The following is a 17,181-nucleotide window of genomic DNA, read 5'->3' as shown; positions in this document are numbered from 1 at the left end:
CGGCTCAGCGGCGGTGGGCCAGGGACAGCGTCCGCTGCGCCGCCGCCACTACCGCCGCGTCGATGAAGGTGCCGTCCTCCAGGGCCTGCGCGCCCCGCTCCCGCGCCGCCGCCTTCAGGACCGTCTCCGCCTGTTCGATCTCCTCCGGGGTGGGGAGGTAGGCCCGTTCGATGATGGGCAGTTGGCGGGGGTGGATGGCGGCGCGGCCCAGGAAGCCGAGGGCACGGCCGTGGGCGCAGGAGGCGGCGAGGCCCTTCAGATCCCGGGTGTCGGGGTGGACCGACTGGGCCGGGGGCGGCAGTCCGGCCGCGCGGGCGGCGACGACCACCCGCGAGCGCGGCCATTCCAGGCCCGCGTCCTCCCGTACGCCGAGGTCGGCCCGGAGATCGGACTCGCCGATCGCGATACCGCGCAGGGCCGGGTGGGCGGCGGCGATGGCGTGGGCGCGCTCGATGCCGAGGGCCGATTCCAGCAGCGCGTACAGGGCGGGGGCACCCCCGTCGGCGGAGGCCGTGTGCTCGGCGATCCGGACGATCTGCTCCGGTGAGGTCACCTTCGGCAGGCGCAGGCCGGACACGCCGGGCAGCCCGGCCAGCGCGCGCAGGTCGGCCGCCGCCAGCGGGCCGTCCAGGGCGTTGACCCGGACGTGGACCGGGACCGGCTGCGGCTCGGTGAGCAGTTCGGCGGTGGCCGTGCGGGCGTACTCCTTGCGGTCCGGGGCGACCGCGTCCTCCAGGTCGACGATCACCACGTCCGCGCCGCTGGCGAGGGCCTTGGCGACCGTCCGGGGATGGTCACCCGGGGCGTACAGCCAGGTCAGCGGGATCACAGCGCGCCCTCCGCGCGCAGCGTGGCCAGCTCGTCCCCGGTCAGGCCCAGCTCGGTGAGGACCGCCTCGGTGTCGGCGCCGTGCGGGCGGCCGGCCCAGCGGATCGCGCCGGGCGTCGCGGAGAGCCGGAAGAGCACGTTCTGCATGCGCAGCGGGCCCAGTTCGGGGTCGTCGACGGTGGTGATGGTGTCGAGGGCCGCGTACTGCGGGTCGGTCATCACGTCCCGTACGTCCTGGATGGGGGCGACCGCCGCCTCCGCCTTCTCGAAGGACTCCAGGACCTCGGCGCGGGTGTGCCGGGCGATCCAGGCGCCGACCGCCTCGTCGAGGACGTCGCTGTGCCGGGCGCGGTCGGCGCCGGTGGCGAACCAGGGCTCGTCGATCAGGTCCGGGCGGCCGACCAGGCGCATCACGCGCTCGGCGACCGACTGGGCGGAGGTGGAGACGGCGACCCAGGTGCCGTCCGCTGTGCGGTAGGTGTTGCGCGGGGCGTTGTTCTGGGAGCGGTTGCCGGTGCGGGGCTGGACGTGGCCCAGCTGGTCGTACCAGAGGGGGTGCGGGCCGAGGACGGTCAGGATCGGCTCGATGAGCGCCATGTCGACGACCTGGCCCTCGCCGGTGCGGTCGCGGGCGGCGAGCGCGGTCAGCACCGCGTACGCCGTCGCCAGACCGGCGATCGAGTCGGCGAGCCCGAAGGGCGGCAGGGTCGGGGGCGCGTCCGGCTCGCCGGTGATCGCGGCGAAGCCGCTCATCGCCTCGGCGAGGGTGCCGAAGCCGGGGCGGCGGGCGTACGGGCCGAACTGCCCGAAGCCGGTGACCCGGGCGAGCACCAGGCGGGGGTTGGCGGCGGACAGCTCCGGCCAGCCGAGGTCCCACTTCTCCAGGGTGCCGGGGCGGAAGTTCTCGATGACGACGTCGGCCGTGGCGGCGAGGCGCAGCAGGGTGGTGCGGCCGCCCGGCTTGGACAGGTTGAGGGTGATCGTGCGCTTGTTGCGGCCGAGCAGCTTCCACCACAGGCCCACGCCGTCCTTCGACGGGCCGTGGCCCCGGGACGGGTCGGGCCGGGTGGGGTGCTCGACCTTGACGACGTCCGCGCCGAAGTCGCCGAGCAGGGTGGCGGCGAGCGGGCCGGCGAACAGGGTGGCGAGGTCGAGGACGCGCAGTCCGGTGAGGGGTGGTCGGCTCATGACGTGAACCGCGCCTCGATCTCCGAGCGGTACGGCATCGAGGCCGACGCGCCCTCGCGCTGCACGGACAGGGCGGCGGCCGCGGCGGCCCAGCGCAGCGCCTCCGGCATCGGTCGGCCCTCGCCCAGCGCGACGGCGAGCGCGCCGACGAAGGTGTCGCCCGCGCCGGTGGAGTCCACGGCGGTGACCTGCGGGGCGGGCACGGTGACGGGTTCGGCGTCCCGGGTGGCGTAGAGGCTGCCCGCCGCGCCCAGGGTGATCACCACCTCCGGGACCCGGTCGAGCAGCGCGAGGGCGGCCTCGCGCGGGTCGGGGACGCCGGTGAGCGCGGCGGCCTCGTGCTCGTTGGGGACCAACAGGTCGACGGCGGCGAGCAGTTCGGGCGGCAGCGGGCGGGCCGGGGCCGGGGTGAGGACGGTGCGGACGCCGTGCGTGCGGGCCGCCCGCGCACCGGCGAGGACGGCGGCCAAGGGGATTTCCAGTTGAAGGAGCAGCAGATCGGCGGAGGCGATCAGGCCCTCGTCGCCGGGGGCGAGGTGGTCGACGGTGCCGTTGGCGCCGGGGATCACCACGATGGCGTTGCCGCCCTCGTCGTCCACGACGATGTGGGCCGTACCGGAAGGGCCTTCGGTGGTGCGCAGGTGGTCGGTGTTCACCCCGGAGTGTTCGAGGGTGGAGCGCAGCCGGGTGCCGAAGGAGTCGTTGCCGACCGCGCCGATCATCGAGACGGTGGCGCCGGCGCGGGCGGCGGCGATCGCCTGGTTGGCGCCCTTGCCGCCGGGGATCGTCCGGAACTCGCGTCCCGTCACGGTCTCTCCGCGCTGCGGGGCCTTCTCGACGTAGGCGACGAGATCCATGTTCGTACTGCCGAGGACGGCGATATGGGTCATGGTCGGGTTGCCTCCTGGAGGGTGAGCTGGGCCAGGGTGTCGAAGCCGGTGCCGTCGAAACCGGCGACGGAGGTGGCCAGACGGTTCTTCAGCGGGGCCGTCCAGCGATCGGGCAGGGCGTCCGGGGACCCGGCGAGGAGACCGGCGACGCTGCCGGCGGTGGCCCCGTTGGAGTCGGTGTCCCAGCCGCCGGACACCGCGCGGCAGATCGAGCCGGTGAAGTCGCCGTCGGCGTGGGTGAGGGCGGCGGCGATCAGGGCGGTGTTGGGGACGGCGTGCACCCAGTGGTGGCCGGCGGCGTGGGCGGCGTGGAGTTCGTCCACGACCGTGTCGAAGTCCTCGCGGGTGGTGGCGAGTTCGATGGCGTGCCGCACCGCGCGGGCCAGCCGGGAGCGGGGCGGGATCACGGTGAGGCCGGTGCGCAGGCAGGCGTGGACGTCGTACGTCCCGGTGGCGGCGGTGGCGATGACGGCGGCCGTGAACATCGCCGCGTAGACGCCGTTGGCGGTGTGGGTGAGGGTGGCGTCGCGGTGGGCCTGGGCGGCGGCCCGGGCCGGGTCGCCGGGGTTGGTCCAGCCGTGCACGTCGGCGCGGATCAGGGCGCCGATCCACTCGCGGAAGGGGTTGCGGTGGCGGGCGGTGCGCGGGGGTTCCAGGCCGCACAGGAGATTGCGGTACGCGACGCGTTCGGCGGTGAAGGCGCGGCCGGCGGGGAGTTGGTCGAGCCAGAGGGCGGCGACGTCCTCGGTGCTGAAGTCCCGGCCGTGGCGTTGCAGCAGGAGCAGGTTGAGCAGGGGGTAGTTGAGGTCGTCGTCCTCGGGCATGCCGTCGATGTTCTCGGCGAGGGAGGTGGTGGCCGAGCGGCGGTTCCAGGGGTACTTGGCGGCGAGGTCGGCGGGCAGGCCGCGGGCGGTGAAGTACGCGGTGAGCGGCCAGTTGCCGGTGGCGTGGGCGAGTTGGCGGATGCCGTCGAGGGGGAGCTTCTCCACGGGTTTGCCGAGGAGGCAGCCGACGGCCCGGCCCAGCCACGCGGCGTGCAGGCGGGGGAGGAGGGTGGCCGGGGGAGCGGGGGCGGCGGCCGGCGCGGACGGCCACTCCGGGCACAGGGAGATGATCCGGTCCAGATCCGTCGGCTCCTGGTCCGCCAGCCTGCTGGGCAGGTCGGCCAGTTCGTCGAGCAGGTCCTCCGCGAGCAGGCGCAGATAGCGGGAGCACGGTTCGGGGGAGGCGCCGGCCCGGGCGGGGGCCTCGCAGCCGCCCGCCGCCTTCCAGCGGTCCGCGATCGCCGACGGCTCGCGGCCGTCCTGGGCGGCCTGCCGGAGTTCGTGGCCGAGCAGGTCCTCGGGCTGGACCCAGGTCAGTCGGAGCATCCGGTACCTCCCAGCGCGGCGAACGCCTCCTCGTGGGCGCGGCGGCGCCGTACGTCACGGGCGAAGATCTCCCGGGTCACCTCGGTGAGCATGCGGGCCGGTTCGTGCAGATCGAGGCGGCTGGCCTCGGCGACGGCCTTCGCCCAGTCCTCCGGGACCGGCGAGCCCAGGGCGCCGGCCAGCGCGCCGGCCATGGTGGCGATGGAGTCGCAGTCGCGGCCGTAGTTGACCGAGCCGAGCACCGCGTGCCGGTAGTCGCCGCCCGCGACCAGCAGCATGCCCAGCGCGATCGGCAGTTCCTCGATGGCGTGCAGCCGGGAGGGGCGGCGGGCGCCCAGGGAGGGGGCGCGGTAGTCGGGGCCGACCGTGTCGTACGGGGCCACCGCCTCCCGCAGCGGGCCCAGCGCCGACTCGAAGTCGGAGTGCCGCGCGGCGGTCTCGCAGACCTTCTCGATCGCCGCGCGGGTGCCGTCCTTCGCCAGGGACAGACAGGCGGCCACGACCGAGTCCGGGGTCGCGCCGGGGGCGCAGGCCGCGGCCACCGCCGCCGCGAGGACTCCGGCCGCCTCCCTGCCGTACGACGACTGGTGGGCGCCCGCGATGTCCAGTGCCTCCGCGTAAGCGCCTGCCGGGTGGGCCGCGTTGACCAGTCCGACCGGGGCCATGTACATCGCGGCGCCGCAGTTGACGATGTTGCCGACGCCGGCCTCGCGGGGGTCGACATGGCCGTAGTGGATCCGGGCGACGAGCCATTTCTCCGCCAGGAACACGCGGTGGAGGGGGAGTGCCTCGGCTTCGAGTTCGGGGATCCAGCGGGGAGTCGTCATCAGGTCGGGGACGAGGTGCTCGGCGATCGCGTAGGCGTCCAAGTGGTCGCGGACGCGGGCGTAGACCCGGACCAGGGCGTGGGTCATGAGGGTGTCGTCGGTGACGTGGCCGTCGCCCTTGTGGTACGGCGCGATGGGCCGGGCGGTGCGCCAGGCGTCGCCGTTCCAGGGGCCGACGACGCCGTGCACACGGCCGCCGTGGCGTTCGAGGATCTGGTCGGGGGAGTAGCCCTCCACGGGGCCGCCGAGGGCGTCGCCGACGGCGGCGCCGACCAGTGCGCCGGTGATCCGTTCGGCCAGGGACTCCGCTCGGCTTTCTTCTCCTTTGGGCGTCATGCCCCGAATCATCCTCCTGGTGGGGCCGGTTGTGTGGCTTCCAGGAGTTCGGCGAGTTCCACCAGGTCGGTGCCGGTGAGCCGGGGCAGGACACAGCCGGGGAGGGTGCGGCAGGCGTCGCGCCAGGACGCGGGGACCGCCGCGCCGCCGCCCAGCGCGCCGGTGAGGGCGCCCGCGAGGGCCGGGGCGGAGTCGGCGACCCGGGACAGACAGGCCGCGGCGGGGATCGCCTCGGCGATGCGGCCGTGGGCGGCGACGGCGAGCGCGAGGGCCACCGGGACGGTTTCGGCGGCGGCGATGCCGTAGCTGTAGACGTGGTCGACGATCTGGTGCTCGAGGAGCGGGATCAGGGCGAAGGCGCTGTCGGCGGTGTCCGCGAGCGCCAGGGCGTGGCGGGCGTTGCGGCCGATCTCCGTCTCCTCCGGCAGCTCGGCGAGCGCGGCGGTGGCGCAGGCCCTCGCGTCCGCGCCGGAGAGCGCGAGCGCCACCGCGGCGGCCATCGCGCGGGCGCCGTGCACGCCGTCGCCGTCCTGGGTGTAGCGGGCGTCGAACTCGGCGAGGTCGGCGGCGCCTGTCGGGTCGCCGGGGTGGGCCACCGCGAGGACGCAGGCGCGGACGCAGGCCGCGTCGTCGAAGTAGTGCGGGTTGTCGTGGCCGGTGGCGGGCGGGCGCAGGCCCGCGGCCAGGTTGCCGAGGCCCGCGCGGACGGAGATGCGGGCGCGGAGGGGGAGTACGGCGGACTCCACCTCGGGGGCGCGTTCGGCTGCCGCCGCGACCTCGCTGGCGACCGCGTTCCAGGTGAGGTCGATCGCGGCGCGCATCCGGCGGTCGCGGCTCAGGTCGCCGAGGGCGGTGTCGTCGCCGGCCCGCAGGACCGCCTCCGCGGCGAAGGCGGCCCACTCGGCGTCGTCGGAGGGGCCGAGGCGGAGGGGTTCCGGGGGCTGGTTCAGGGCGATGGGGACGGGGAGGGTGGTCGTGGCGTTGTGCTCGGCGAAGGTGTCCAGTTCGCGGGTGAGGCGGCGGGTCCAGTCGGGCATGCGGGCGGCGCGGTGGCGTGCTGCGGGCCAGCCCGCGGCGTCGCCTGCGGCGAGCCCGAGGAGCAGTCCCTCGATCCGGGCCTCGGCTTCGCCTTCGGCCCGTTCGTTCCCACCCGCACCACCCGTGCGACTTTCGTCGTCGGGTGCGGGTGGCCCCAGCGGGTGGTTCTCGCCGTCGGCGACCGCGGGTTCCAGGGGCTCCTTCAGCGTCGTCGCGTCGTCCCAAGGCGCCGGAGGGCTCATGACCCCGCCTCCCGGGTCAGCAGGTCCGCCACGTCCAGGACATGGTGGCCCGCCATCGACGGCAGGCAGCTGCCGCGTGCCGGGCCGATGGCCGCCGCCCAGTCCTCCGGGATGGCGGACACGCCCTGGGTCGCGCCGGCGAGGGCGCCCGCGACCGCTGCCGTGGTGTCGGCGTCGCGGCCCATGTTGACGGCGGTCAGGACCGCCTCCTTGAAGTCGCCGTCGGCGGCGGCGTAGGCACCGAAGGCGAGGGCGACGGCCTCGGGGGCGAGGTCGGTCCAGGGGTAGCCGCCGATGACGACGGCGGAGCGGACCGCGCGTTCGCCCTGGTGCGCGACCGCCGCCGCGCGGCGCAGGGAGCGGGCGGTCCAGGAGTCGTCGGGGACCACGGCGAGGGCGGAGGCGACGACCGCGACGGTCGGCGCGCCCGCCATCGCCGCCGCGACGCCCGCCGCGACCGCCTGGCCGCCGTAGATGCCCTCGCCGTCGTGGCTGACCGAGCCGTCGATCGCCACCAGGCGGGCGGCCTCCGCGGGGCGGCCCGCGGCGAAGACGCCGAAGGGCGCCGCCCGCATGGCCAGGCCGTCGCTCCAGGCGTGGCGGTGCTGGGCGGAGATGGGGGCGGCGAGGCCGCGGCGCAGGTTCTCCAGGGTGCCGCGCTCGCTGAAGCCCGCGCCCCGGAAGGGGCCCTCCGCGCGATCGGCGATCCACTCGTGCCAGGCGGCCTCCACGTGGGCCGGGGTGAGCGCGGAGCCGTGCCGGGCGAGCAGCAGGCCGGAGAAGATCGCGTACTCGGTGTCGTCGGTGCCGGACGGGGTGTCGGCGACGTAGCCCGTGATGCGGCCCCAGCGGGCGCGGATCTCCGACGGCTTCATGTTCTCGGCGGGGGCTCCCAGCGCGTCCCCGACCGCGAGGCCGAGCAGTGCGCCGCGTGCCCGTGCGCGGAGTTCGGCGGCGTCCCCGGGCGCCGCGACCGAGGGAATGCAGGCGATCGATGCCATACGGGCCTCTCCTCTCAGGGGCGCCGAGGACGGCGCGGAGCCCTTTGCGGAACTGTCCCCCGGCGCGGTGTGCGGCGCAGCCTCAGGAGCCTCAGCATCACCCGGTCGACATATGTGCGGTGCTCGGCACGAATGAGCGGCAACGGGTAAAACCGCAGGTTAGCCCAGCCTTTCCTTGCTGGCGGGGAGGAATGCGAAGGCATAGTCTGGTTGCTGTCGAAAAGTAGAAGCAGTCCAAAGAAGCTTTTTCGAGCATTTTCTGGGGGACCAGTCATGGCCATCATCGAGACCGAGGCGACGCTGCACGAGGCGCACCGCGACAACCACACCCACCGGGATGTGAACGGCGGCTGGCTGCGCCCCGCCGTCTTCGGCGCGATGGACGGCCTGGTCTCCAACCTCGCCCTGATGACCGGTGTCGCGGGTGGTACGGCGAGCCAGCACACCGTGGTGCTGAGCGGGCTCGCGGGCCTCGCCGCCGGCGCCTTCTCCATGGCGGCCGGCGAGTACACCTCCGTGGCCTCCCAGCGCGAGCTGGTCGAGGCGGAGCTGGACGTGGAGCGGCGTGAGCTGCGCCGGCACCCCAAGGACGAGGAGGCGGAGCTGGCCGCGCTGTATGTGGCGCGGGGTGTCGATGCCGATCTGGCGCGGGACGTGGCGCGGCAGCTGTCCCGGGATCCCGAGCAGGCACTGGAGATCCACGCCCGCGAGGAGCTGGGCATCGACCCCGGTGATCTCCCGTCGCCGCTGGTCGCCGCGGTGTCGAGCTTCGGCTCCTTCGCGCTGGGCGCCCTGCTCCCCGTACTGCCGTATCTGCTGGGGGCGAGCACCCTGTGGCCGGCCGTGTTGCTCGCGCTGCTCGGGCTCTTCCTGTGCGGTGCGGTGGTGGCCAAGGTGACCGCGCGGAGCTGGTGGTTCAGCGGTTTGCGGCAGCTTGCCCTGGGTGGTGCCGCGGCCGGTGTGACGTACGCCCTGGGCATGGCGTTCGGTGTGGCCGTAGGATGACCCGACTGGAACTTATGCGATGGGCCGTATAAGTAGCCGTTACTCGTTGGTTTCGAATGCTTAACCACCGGGCATGAGCCGTAAGCGCTGCGGGCAATGAGGCCTGCGGCGCATCCGCGGGGTGAGCGACGCTGCTCCCCCCGCCCCGGGCCGTCGGACATCGATCTGTCCGCATCGGTCCCCCTTGCTTCCGCCGCCGTGCGCGGTACCCCCGCCGCGACCGCGGCGTCCGCATGTTGGAACGGAGTATCCGGTTCCCGAGAACCGCTCCATCATGTAACCTGCACGAAATTTTGATCTCAGCGCGGATCCCAAGGATCTCCAGCGCAGATCTCATTCGCAGAGGGCCAACGTCGTCCCTCGGCACCTTGCACATGCCACATGACGACGACGGGAGAGCCGATGCGTACGCCGCGCCAGCCGTCCCAGCACTCCGCGAATGGCCAGAACTGGTCGTTCATGGATGCTCGCCCTGCTGCGCAGGGTATGTACGACCCCCGCAACGAGCACGACGCCTGCGGCGTCGGCTTCGTCGCCACCCTCACCGGCGAGGCGTCCCACACCCTGGTCGAGCAGGCCCTCACCGTCCTGCGCAACCTCGAACACCGCGGTGCCACCGGCTCCGAGCCGGACTCCGGTGACGGCGCGGGCATCCTCTCCCAGGTCCCGGACGCCTTCTTCCGTGAGGTGGCCGAATTCCAGCTGCCCGAGGCCGGTGCCTACGCCGCCGGCATCGCCTTCCTGCCGGAGGACGGCACCGCCGACGCCGTCTCACGTATCGAGACGATCGCCGGCGAGGAGGGCCTGGACGTCCTCGGCTGGCGCGAGGTCCCGGTCGCCCCCGACCTGCTCGGCGCCACCGCCCGGTCGACCATGCCGGTCTTCCGCCAGATCTTCGTCGCCGACGGCACCAGCAAGGACATCGCGCTCGACCGCAAGGCGTTCGTGCTGCGCAAGCGCGCCGAGCGCGAGGTCGGCGTGTACTTCCCGTCGCTGTCCGCGCGGACGATCGTCTACAAGGGCATGCTGACCACCGGCCAGCTGGAGCCCTTCTTCCCGGACCTGTCCGACCGCCGCTTCGCCTCCGCGATCGCGCTCGTGCACTCCCGGTTCTCCACGAACACCTTCCCGTCGTGGCCGCTCGCCCACCCGTACCGCTTCGTCGCGCACAACGGTGAGATCAACACCGTCAAGGGCAACCGCAACTGGATGCGCGCCCGCGAGTCGCAGCTGGTGTCCGACCTGTTCGGCGAGCGCGAACTCGACCGCATCTTCCCGGTCTGCACCCCGGACGCCTCCGACTCCGCGTCCTTCGACGAGGTCCTGGAGCTGCTCCACCTCGGCGGCCGTTCGCTGCCCCACTCCGTGCTGATGATGATCCCGGAGGCGTGGGAGAACCACGACTCCATGGACCCGGCCCGGCGCGCCTTCTACCAGTTCCACTCCACGATGATGGAGCCCTGGGACGGCCCGGCCTGTGTCACCTTCACCGACGGCACCCAGGTCGGCGCCGTGCTCGACCGCAACGGTCTGCGCCCCGGCCGCTACTGGGTCACCGACGACGGCCTCGTCGTCCTCGGCTCCGAGGTCGGCGTCCTGGACATCGACCCGGGCAAGGTCGTCCGCAAGGGCCGCCTCCAGCCCGGCAGGATGTTCCTCGTCGACACCGCCGAGCACCGGATCATCGAGGACGACGAGATCAAGGCCCAGCTGGCCGCCGAGGCGCCGTATGCCGAGTGGCTGGAGGCCGGCGAGATCGAGCTGAGCGACCTGCCCGAGCGCGAGCACATCGTGCACACCCACGCCTCGGTCACCCGCCGCCAGCAGACCTTCGGCTACACCGAGGAGGAGCTGCGCGTCATCCTGGCCCCCATGGCCAAGTCCGGCGCCGAGCCGATCGGTTCGATGGGCACCGACTCGCCGATCGCCGCCCTCTCCGAGCGTCCCCGGCTGCTCTTCGACTACTTCACCCAGCTGTTCGCGCAGGTCACCAATCCGCCGCTGGACGCGATCCGCGAGGAGCTGGTCACCTCCCTGCGCTCGTCGCTGGGCCCGCAGGGCAACCTGCTGGAGCCGACCGCCGCGTCCTGCCGCTCCGTCGTGCTGCCCTTCCCGGTGATCGACAACGACGAGCTGGCCAAGCTCATCCACATCAACGCCGACGGCGACATGCCCGGCATGAAGGCCGCGACCCTCTCCGGCCTCTACCGGGTCTCCGGCGGCGGTGACGCCCTCGCCGCGCGCATCGAGGAGATCTGCGCCGAGGCCGACGCCGCCATCGAGAACGGCGCCCGGCTGATCGTCCTGTCGGACCGCCACTCGGACGCCGAGCACGCGCCGATCCCGTCGCTGCTGCTCACCGCGGCCGTTCACCACCACCTCATCCGCACCAAGCAGCGCACCCAGGTGGGCCTGCTGGTCGAGGCCGGCGATGTCCGCGAGGTCCACCACGTCGCCCTGCTCATCGGCTACGGCGCCGCCGCGGTCAACCCGTACCTGGCGATGGAGTCGGTCGAGGACCTGGTCCGCGCCGGCACCTTCCTGCCGGGCATCGAGCCCGAGAAGGCCATCCGCAACCTGATCTACGCCCTCGGCAAGGGTGTCCTGAAGGTCATGTCCAAGATGGGCATCTCGACCGTCGCCTCCTACCGCGGCGCCCAGGTCTTCGAGGCCGTCGGTCTCGACGAGGCCTTCGTCGAGAAGTACTTCAACGGCACGGCCACCAAGATCGGCGGCGTCGGCATCGACGTCATCGCCCAGGAGGTCGCCGCCCGCCACGCCAAGGCCTACCCGGCCTCCGGCATCGCTCCCGCGCACCGCGCGCTGGAGATCGGCGGCGAGTACCAGTGGCGCCGCGAGGGCGAGCCGCACCTGTTCGACCCGGAGACGGTCTTCCGCCTCCAGCACTCCACGCGCACCGGCCGCTACGACATCTTCAAGAAGTACACCGAGCGCGTGAACGAGCAGTCCGAGCGGCTGATGACGCTGCGCGGTCTGTTCGGCTTCAAGTCGGACCGCAAGCCGATCCCGGTCGAGGAGGTCGAGCCGGTCTCCGCGATCGTCAAGCGGTTCTCGACGGGCGCGATGTCGTACGGCTCCATCTCCCAGGAGGCGCACGAGACCCTCGCCATCGCCATGAACCAGCTGGGCGGCAAGTCCAACACCGGTGAGGGCGGCGAGGACCCGGAGCGCCTGTACGACCCGGCGCGCCGTTCGTCGATCAAGCAGGTCGCCTCCGGCCGCTTCGGCGTGACCTCCGAGTACCTGGTCAACGCCGACGACATCCAGATCAAGATGGCCCAGGGCGCCAAGCCCGGCGAGGGCGGCCAGCTGCCCGGCCACAAGGTCTACCCGTGGGTGGCCAAGACCCGTCACTCGACGCCGGGTGTCGGCCTGATCTCGCCGCCGCCGCACCACGACATCTACTCCATCGAGGACCTGGCCCAGCTGATCCACGACCTGAAGAACGCGAACCCGCAGGCGCGGATTCACGTCAAGCTGGTCTCCGAGGTCGGCGTCGGCACGGTCGCGGCGGGTGTGTCCAAGGCGCACGCGGACGTGGTGCTGATCTCCGGCCACGACGGTGGTACGGGCGCGTCCCCGCTGACGTCCCTGAAGCACGCCGGTGGTCCCTGGGAGCTGGGCCTCGCCGAGACCCAGCAGACGCTGCTGCTCAACGGCCTGCGCGACCGGATCGTCGTGCAGACCGACGGCCAGCTGAAGACCGGCCGTGACGTGATCATCGCCGCGCTGCTCGGCGCCGAGGAGTTCGGTTTCGCGACCGCGCCGCTCGTCGTCTCCGGCTGCGTCATGATGCGCGTCTGCCACCTGGACACCTGCCCGGTCGGCATCGCCACCCAGAACCCGACCCTCCGGGACCGGTTCTCCGGCAAGGCCGAGTACGTGGTGAACTTCTTCGAGTTCATCGCGCAGGAGGTCCGCGAGCTGCTGGCCGAGCTGGGCTTCCGCTCCATCGAGGAGGCCGTCGGCCACGCCGAGGTGCTGGACGTCGAGCGCGCGGTCGACCACTGGAAGGCGCAGGGCCTGGACCTGGAGCCGCTGTTCCACGTGCCCGAGCTGCCCGAGGGCGCGGTCCGCCACCAGCTGATCGCCCAGGACCACGGCCTGGAGAAGGCGCTCGACAACGAGCTGATCAAGCTGGCCGCCGACGCCCTGGCCGCCTCGGACGCCACCGAGGCCCAGCCGGTCCGCGCCCAGGTCGCGATCCGCAACATCAACCGCACGGTCGGCACCATGCTCGGCCACGAGGTGACGAAGAAGTTCGGCGGCGCGGGCCTGCCCGACGACACCATCGACATCACCTTCACCGGTTCCGCCGGCCAGTCCTTCGGCGCCTTCGTCCCGCGCGGTGTCACGCTGCGCCTGGAGGGCGACGCCAACGACTACGTCGGCAAGGGCCTCTCCGGCGGCCGGATCGTGGTCCGCCCGGACCGCGGCGCCGACCACCTCGCCGAGTACAGCGTCATCGCCGGCAACACCATCGGCTACGGCGCCACCAGCGGCGAGATGTTCCTGCGCGGCAAGGTCGGCGAGCGCTTCTGCGTCCGCAACTCCGGCGCGCTGGTCGTCTCCGAGGGCGTGGGCGACCACGGCTGTGAGTACATGACCGGCGGTCACGCGGTGGTCCTCGGCGAGACGGGCCGCAACTTCGCGGCCGGTATGTCCGGCGGCATCGCGTACGTCATCGACCTGGACCGCGACAACGTCAACGTCGGCAACCTCGACTCCGTCGAGGCGCTGGACGAGGCGGACCGGGAGTGGCTGCACGATGTCGTGCGCCGCCACCACGAGGAGACGGGCTCGACCGTCGCCGAGAAGCTGCTCGCGGACTGGGACTCCGCCGTGGAGCGCTTCAGCAAGATCATCCCCCGCACGTACAAGGCAGTGCTCGCCGCCAAGGACGCCGCCGAGCGAGCCGGTCTCTCCGAGTCCGAGATCACCGAGAAGATGATGGAGGCGGCGATCAATGGCTGACCCGAAGGGCTTTCTGAACCACGGCCGCGAGGTCGCCAAGTCCCGCCCGGTCGAGGAGCGCGTCAAGGACTGGAACGAGGTCTACGTCCCCGGCTCGCTGCTGCCGATCATCAGCAAGCAGGCCAGCCGGTGCATGGACTGCGGCATCCCGTTCTGCCACAACGGCTGCCCGCTGGGGAACCTGATCCCCGAGTGGAACGACTACGCCTACCGCGAGGACTGGGGCGCGGCGTCGGAGCGGCTGCACGCCACGAACAACTTCCCGGAGTTCACGGGCCGCCTGTGCCCCGCTCCGTGTGAGTCGGCGTGTGTGCTGGGCATCAACCAGCCGCCGGTCACCATCAAGAACGTCGAGGTCTCGATCATCGACAAGGCGTGGGAGACCGGTGACGTCGCCCCGCAGATCCCGGAGCGCCTGTCCGGCAAGACGGTCGCGGTCGTCGGCTCGGGTCCGGCGGGCCTGGCCGCTGCCCAGCAGCTGACCCGGGCCGGCCACACGGTCGCCGTCTACGAGCGCGCGGACCGCGTCGGAGGCCTCCTCCGATACGGCATCCCCGAGTTCAAGATGGAGAAGCGGCACATCAACCGCCGTATCGAGCAGATGCGCGCGGAGGGCACCCGCTTCCGCACCGGCATCGAGATCGGCCGCGACCTCAAGGCGACCGACCTGAAGAAGCGGTACGACGCGGTGGTCCTGGCCGTCGGCGCCACGACCGCGCGCGACCTGCCGGTGCCGGGCCGCGAGCTCAAGGGCATCTACCAGGCCATGGAGTACCTGCCGCTGGCCAACAAGGTCCAGGAGGGCGACTACGTCACTCCGCCGATCTCGGCCGAGGGCAAGCACGTCGTGGTCATCGGCGGCGGCGACACCGGCGCGGACTGCGTGGGCACCGCCCACCGCCAGGGCGCGGCCTCGGTGACGCAGCTGGAGATCATGCCCCGCCCGGGCGAGGAGCGGAACCCGGTCTCGCAGCCGTGGCCGACCTTCCCGATGCTGTACAAGGTCACGTCCGCGCACGAGGAGGGCGGCGAGCGGGTCTACTCCGTCTCCACCACCCACTTCGAGGGCGACGAGGACGGCAACGTACAGTGGCTGCACCTGGTCGAGGTGGAGTTCGTCGACGGAAAGCTGACCCAGAAGCCGGGCACGGAGCGCAAGATCCCCGCCCAGCTGGTGACGCTGGCGATGGGCTTCACCGGCACGGACCGCGAGAACGGCCTGGTGGAGCAGTTCGGCCTGGAGCTCGACGAGCGCGGCAACATCGCCCGCGACGCCGACTTCCAGACCAACGTCCCGGGCGTCTTCGTCGCCGGTGACGCGGGCCGCGGCCAGTCGCTCATCGTGTGGGCGATCGCCGAGGGCCGCTCGGCCGCCCGCGGCGTGGACCGCTTCCTGACCGGTGCCAGCGAGCTGCCGGCCCCGATCCGCCCGACGGACCGCGCCCTGGCGGTCTGACGGCCACAACAGTGACCTGACGGTCACTCACATACGTCCCGTACAAAGGCGTACGGAACACAGACGGCGCCTGCCCCTTGTCCCCGACCGGACGAATGGGCAGGCGCCGCCGCTTTGTGCGCACGCGGGTTCACGACCCCATCAGCTGGGAGGCCTTCCCGTACGTCAGCAGCAGAAGCAGCACCAGCAGCCCCGCGCAGGCGGCGGCCTGGATCAGTGCCCGGCGCGGGCCCCGGGGCACGAAGGCGTACGCCACGGTGACCGCGCCGCCCGCCAGCAGGCCGCCGAGGTGGCCCTGCCAGGAGGTGAAGCCCGCGGAGATCAGCAGCCAGACCAGCAGCAGCACGGTGTCGCGGTTGACGGTGTCCATGTCGCCGCCGAAGCGGCGGGCCATGACGTAGTAGGCGGCGCCGAGGCCGAAGAGGCCGCCGGACGCGCCGACGAAGACGGCGGACGGGTCGGCGAGGAGCAGTTCGGCGACCGAACCGCCGAGGATCGCCAGCAGATAGAGGGCGAGATAGCGGACCCGGCCGAGCTGGGTCTCCAGGATCCGGCCGAGGTGCCACAGCGCGAGCATGTTCATCACGATGTGGGCGATCCCGAAGGTGCCCTGGGTGGGCAGCAGATGCAGGAAGCCGCTGGTGATCAGCCGCTCCCACTCCCCGGCGACCACGCCCTCGGGGTGCAGGTACCCGAAGTACGCGCCCTCGTAGACGTAGTAGGCGCCGTCCGGCCCCACCAGCCGGGCGCCGAGCATCTCGAACCGGTCCTGGAACTCGGGGAGCACCAGCTGGACGAGGTAGGCCAGCACGTTCAGCGCGACCAGGGCGTAGGTCACCACGGGGGTGCCGGAGACCCTGCCGCCGACGACCGTCCGGGCCTGCCGCACCGACCGGGCGCCCTCCTTGACGCACTCCGGGCACTGGTGGCCGACAGCGGCCTCGCGCATGCAGTCCGGGCAGATGTAGCGGTCGCAGCGCACACAGCGGACGTGGCATTCGACCTTGGGGTGGCGATAGCAGGTCGTGACGGTGGACTCGGGTTCCACGGCCGGCTCCTCGGGTGGGCTGGTGACGGACGGTGAGCCGGTTGGGGACGGCGGCGAACAAAATAACGAACACCCGGGAGGGCAGGGAGAGGTGGGGCCCCGGAGGCGCCTGGGGTGCCGTACGCTCGGCGGCCGGGAAGCGGTGATCAAGGGGGATGCGGTATGGCGGCGATCAGTCTCAGCAAGGTGCAGGAGGCCGCGCCCGCGCTGGTGAGCCTGTACAAGAGCGCCGGGGTCTCGCTCACCAAGCACGGGCTGGACGGACAGCGGGCCGCCGTCTATCTCGTGGTCGACTACTCCGGCTCCATGAAGCCGTACTACAAGGACGGCAGTGTGCAGGCGCTCGCCGACCGGGTGCTCGGGCTCTCCGCGCATCTCGACGACGACGGCCGGGTGCCGGTGGTGTTCTTCTCCACGGACGTCGACGCCGTCACCGACATCGCGCTCGCCGACCACCGGGGACGGATCGAGCGGATTGCGGCCGGGCTCGGGCACATGGGCAAGACCAGCTACCACCTGGCGATGGACGCCGTCATCGACCACTACCTCGACAGCGGCGCCACCGCCCCGGCGCTGGTCGTCTTCCAGACCGACGGCGGCCCGATCAACAAGCTCGCCGCCGAGCGGTTCCTGTGCAAGGCGTCCCGGCTGCCGCTGTTCTGGCAGTTCATCGGCTTCGGCGACCCGGGCAGCCGCCAGTTCGACTTCCTGCGCAAGCTGGACGAACTGCCGGTGCCGGGCAAGCGGGTGGTGGACAACGCGGGCTTCTTCCACGCGGGCGAGGACCCCCGGGCGGTGTCCGACGCCGAGCTGTACGACCGGCTGGTGGCCGAGTTCCCGGCGTGGCTGGCGGCCGCGCGGGCGCAGGGGATCGTACGGCCGTAATCGCCTGCCACACCCGTGGCTTACCCATTGGCTTGACGGCGCCGTCGTGTCACCCTTTTGGATGATCCGACG

The 17,181-nt window shown here is 72.5% G+C and carries 12 protein-coding genes; 4 read left to right on the top strand and 8 right to left on the bottom strand.

The window, feature by feature from the left end; genetic code table 11:
- Positions 1-4: 4 nt before the first annotated feature.
- The 7 genes from ACZ42A_RS00585 to ACZ42A_RS00555 are packed head-to-tail and all read right to left on the bottom strand — an operon-like array spanning position 5 to position 7,720.
- On the bottom strand, positions 5-829 hold the full coding sequence (locus ACZ42A_RS00585; protein ID WP_468524921.1) for an HpcH/HpaI aldolase/citrate lyase family protein: 825 nt from the start codon (positions 827-829) through the stop codon (positions 5-7).
- Positions 826-2,016, bottom strand: a complete 1,191-nt coding sequence (locus ACZ42A_RS00580) for a CaiB/BaiF CoA transferase family protein (RefSeq protein WP_468524920.1) — start codon at positions 2,014-2,016, stop codon at positions 826-828. The genes ACZ42A_RS00585 and ACZ42A_RS00580 overlap by 4 nt, the downstream gene beginning before the upstream one ends.
- Complete coding sequence (rbsK, locus tag ACZ42A_RS00575) at positions 2,013-2,906, bottom strand: ribokinase (protein ID WP_468524919.1); 894 nt, start codon at positions 2,904-2,906, stop codon at positions 2,013-2,015. The genes ACZ42A_RS00580 and rbsK overlap by 4 nt, the downstream gene beginning before the upstream one ends.
- Positions 2,903-4,276, bottom strand: coding sequence for an ADP-ribosylglycohydrolase family protein (locus tag ACZ42A_RS00570; RefSeq protein WP_468524918.1), 1,374 nt, complete (start codon positions 4,274-4,276; stop codon positions 2,903-2,905). The genes rbsK and ACZ42A_RS00570 overlap by 4 nt, the downstream gene beginning before the upstream one ends.
- A complete protein-coding gene (locus ACZ42A_RS00565; protein WP_468524917.1) occupies positions 4,264-5,439 on the bottom strand; it encodes an ADP-ribosylglycohydrolase family protein in 1,176 nt (391 codons plus the stop codon). Before ACZ42A_RS00565 ends, ACZ42A_RS00570 begins: the two co-directional genes overlap by 13 nt.
- A gap of 8 nt (positions 5,440-5,447) precedes the next feature.
- A complete protein-coding gene (locus ACZ42A_RS00560) occupies positions 5,448-6,719 on the bottom strand; it encodes an ADP-ribosylglycohydrolase family protein (protein ID WP_468524916.1) in 1,272 nt (423 codons plus the stop codon).
- Positions 6,716-7,720 carry an ADP-ribosylglycohydrolase family protein gene (locus ACZ42A_RS00555; RefSeq protein ID WP_468524915.1) on the bottom strand — a complete coding sequence of 335 codons (1,005 nt, stop codon included), beginning with the start codon at positions 7,718-7,720 and terminating at the stop codon, positions 6,716-6,718. The genes ACZ42A_RS00560 and ACZ42A_RS00555 overlap by 4 nt, the downstream gene beginning before the upstream one ends.
- A gap of 273 nt (positions 7,721-7,993) precedes the next feature.
- Here ACZ42A_RS00555 and ACZ42A_RS00550 point away from each other — a divergent pair, with 273 nt between their 5' ends.
- The 3 genes from ACZ42A_RS00550 to ACZ42A_RS00540 all read left to right on the top strand — a co-directional run bounded on the left by ACZ42A_RS00550 (position 7,994) and on the right by ACZ42A_RS00540 (position 15,176).
- The gene (locus tag ACZ42A_RS00550) at positions 7,994-8,725 is read left to right on the top strand and encodes a VIT1/CCC1 transporter family protein (protein WP_468524914.1); all 732 of its coding nucleotides are present in this window, start codon (positions 7,994-7,996) and stop codon (positions 8,723-8,725) included.
- Positions 8,726-9,127: 402 nt separating this feature from the next.
- Positions 9,128-13,720, top strand: coding sequence for a glutamate synthase large subunit (gltB, locus tag ACZ42A_RS00545; protein WP_468526099.1), 4,593 nt, complete (start codon positions 9,128-9,130; stop codon positions 13,718-13,720).
- Positions 13,713-15,176, top strand: coding sequence for a glutamate synthase subunit beta (locus ACZ42A_RS00540; protein WP_468524913.1), 1,464 nt, complete (start codon positions 13,713-13,715; stop codon positions 15,174-15,176). Before gltB ends, ACZ42A_RS00540 begins: the two co-directional genes overlap by 8 nt.
- A 130-nt stretch (positions 15,177-15,306) precedes the next feature.
- Here the strand turns inward: ACZ42A_RS00540 and ACZ42A_RS00535 are convergent, their stop codons facing one another.
- Positions 15,307-16,224 carry a rhomboid family intramembrane serine protease gene (locus ACZ42A_RS00535; RefSeq protein WP_468524912.1) on the bottom strand — a complete coding sequence of 306 codons (918 nt, stop codon included), beginning with the start codon at positions 16,222-16,224 and terminating at the stop codon, positions 15,307-15,309.
- A 162-nt stretch (positions 16,225-16,386) separates the two neighbouring features.
- Here ACZ42A_RS00535 and ACZ42A_RS00530 point away from each other — a divergent pair, with 162 nt between their 5' ends.
- On the top strand, positions 16,387-17,109 hold the full coding sequence (locus ACZ42A_RS00530; RefSeq protein WP_468524911.1) for a vWA domain-containing protein: 723 nt from the start codon (positions 16,387-16,389) through the stop codon (positions 17,107-17,109).
- Positions 17,110-17,181 lie beyond the last annotated feature (72 nt).

The organism is Streptomyces sp. NPDC030838 (assembly GCF_055572035.1).
Note: the sequence above shows the minus strand (reverse complement) of the source record. Positions and strands in the feature narration are given on the sequence as shown.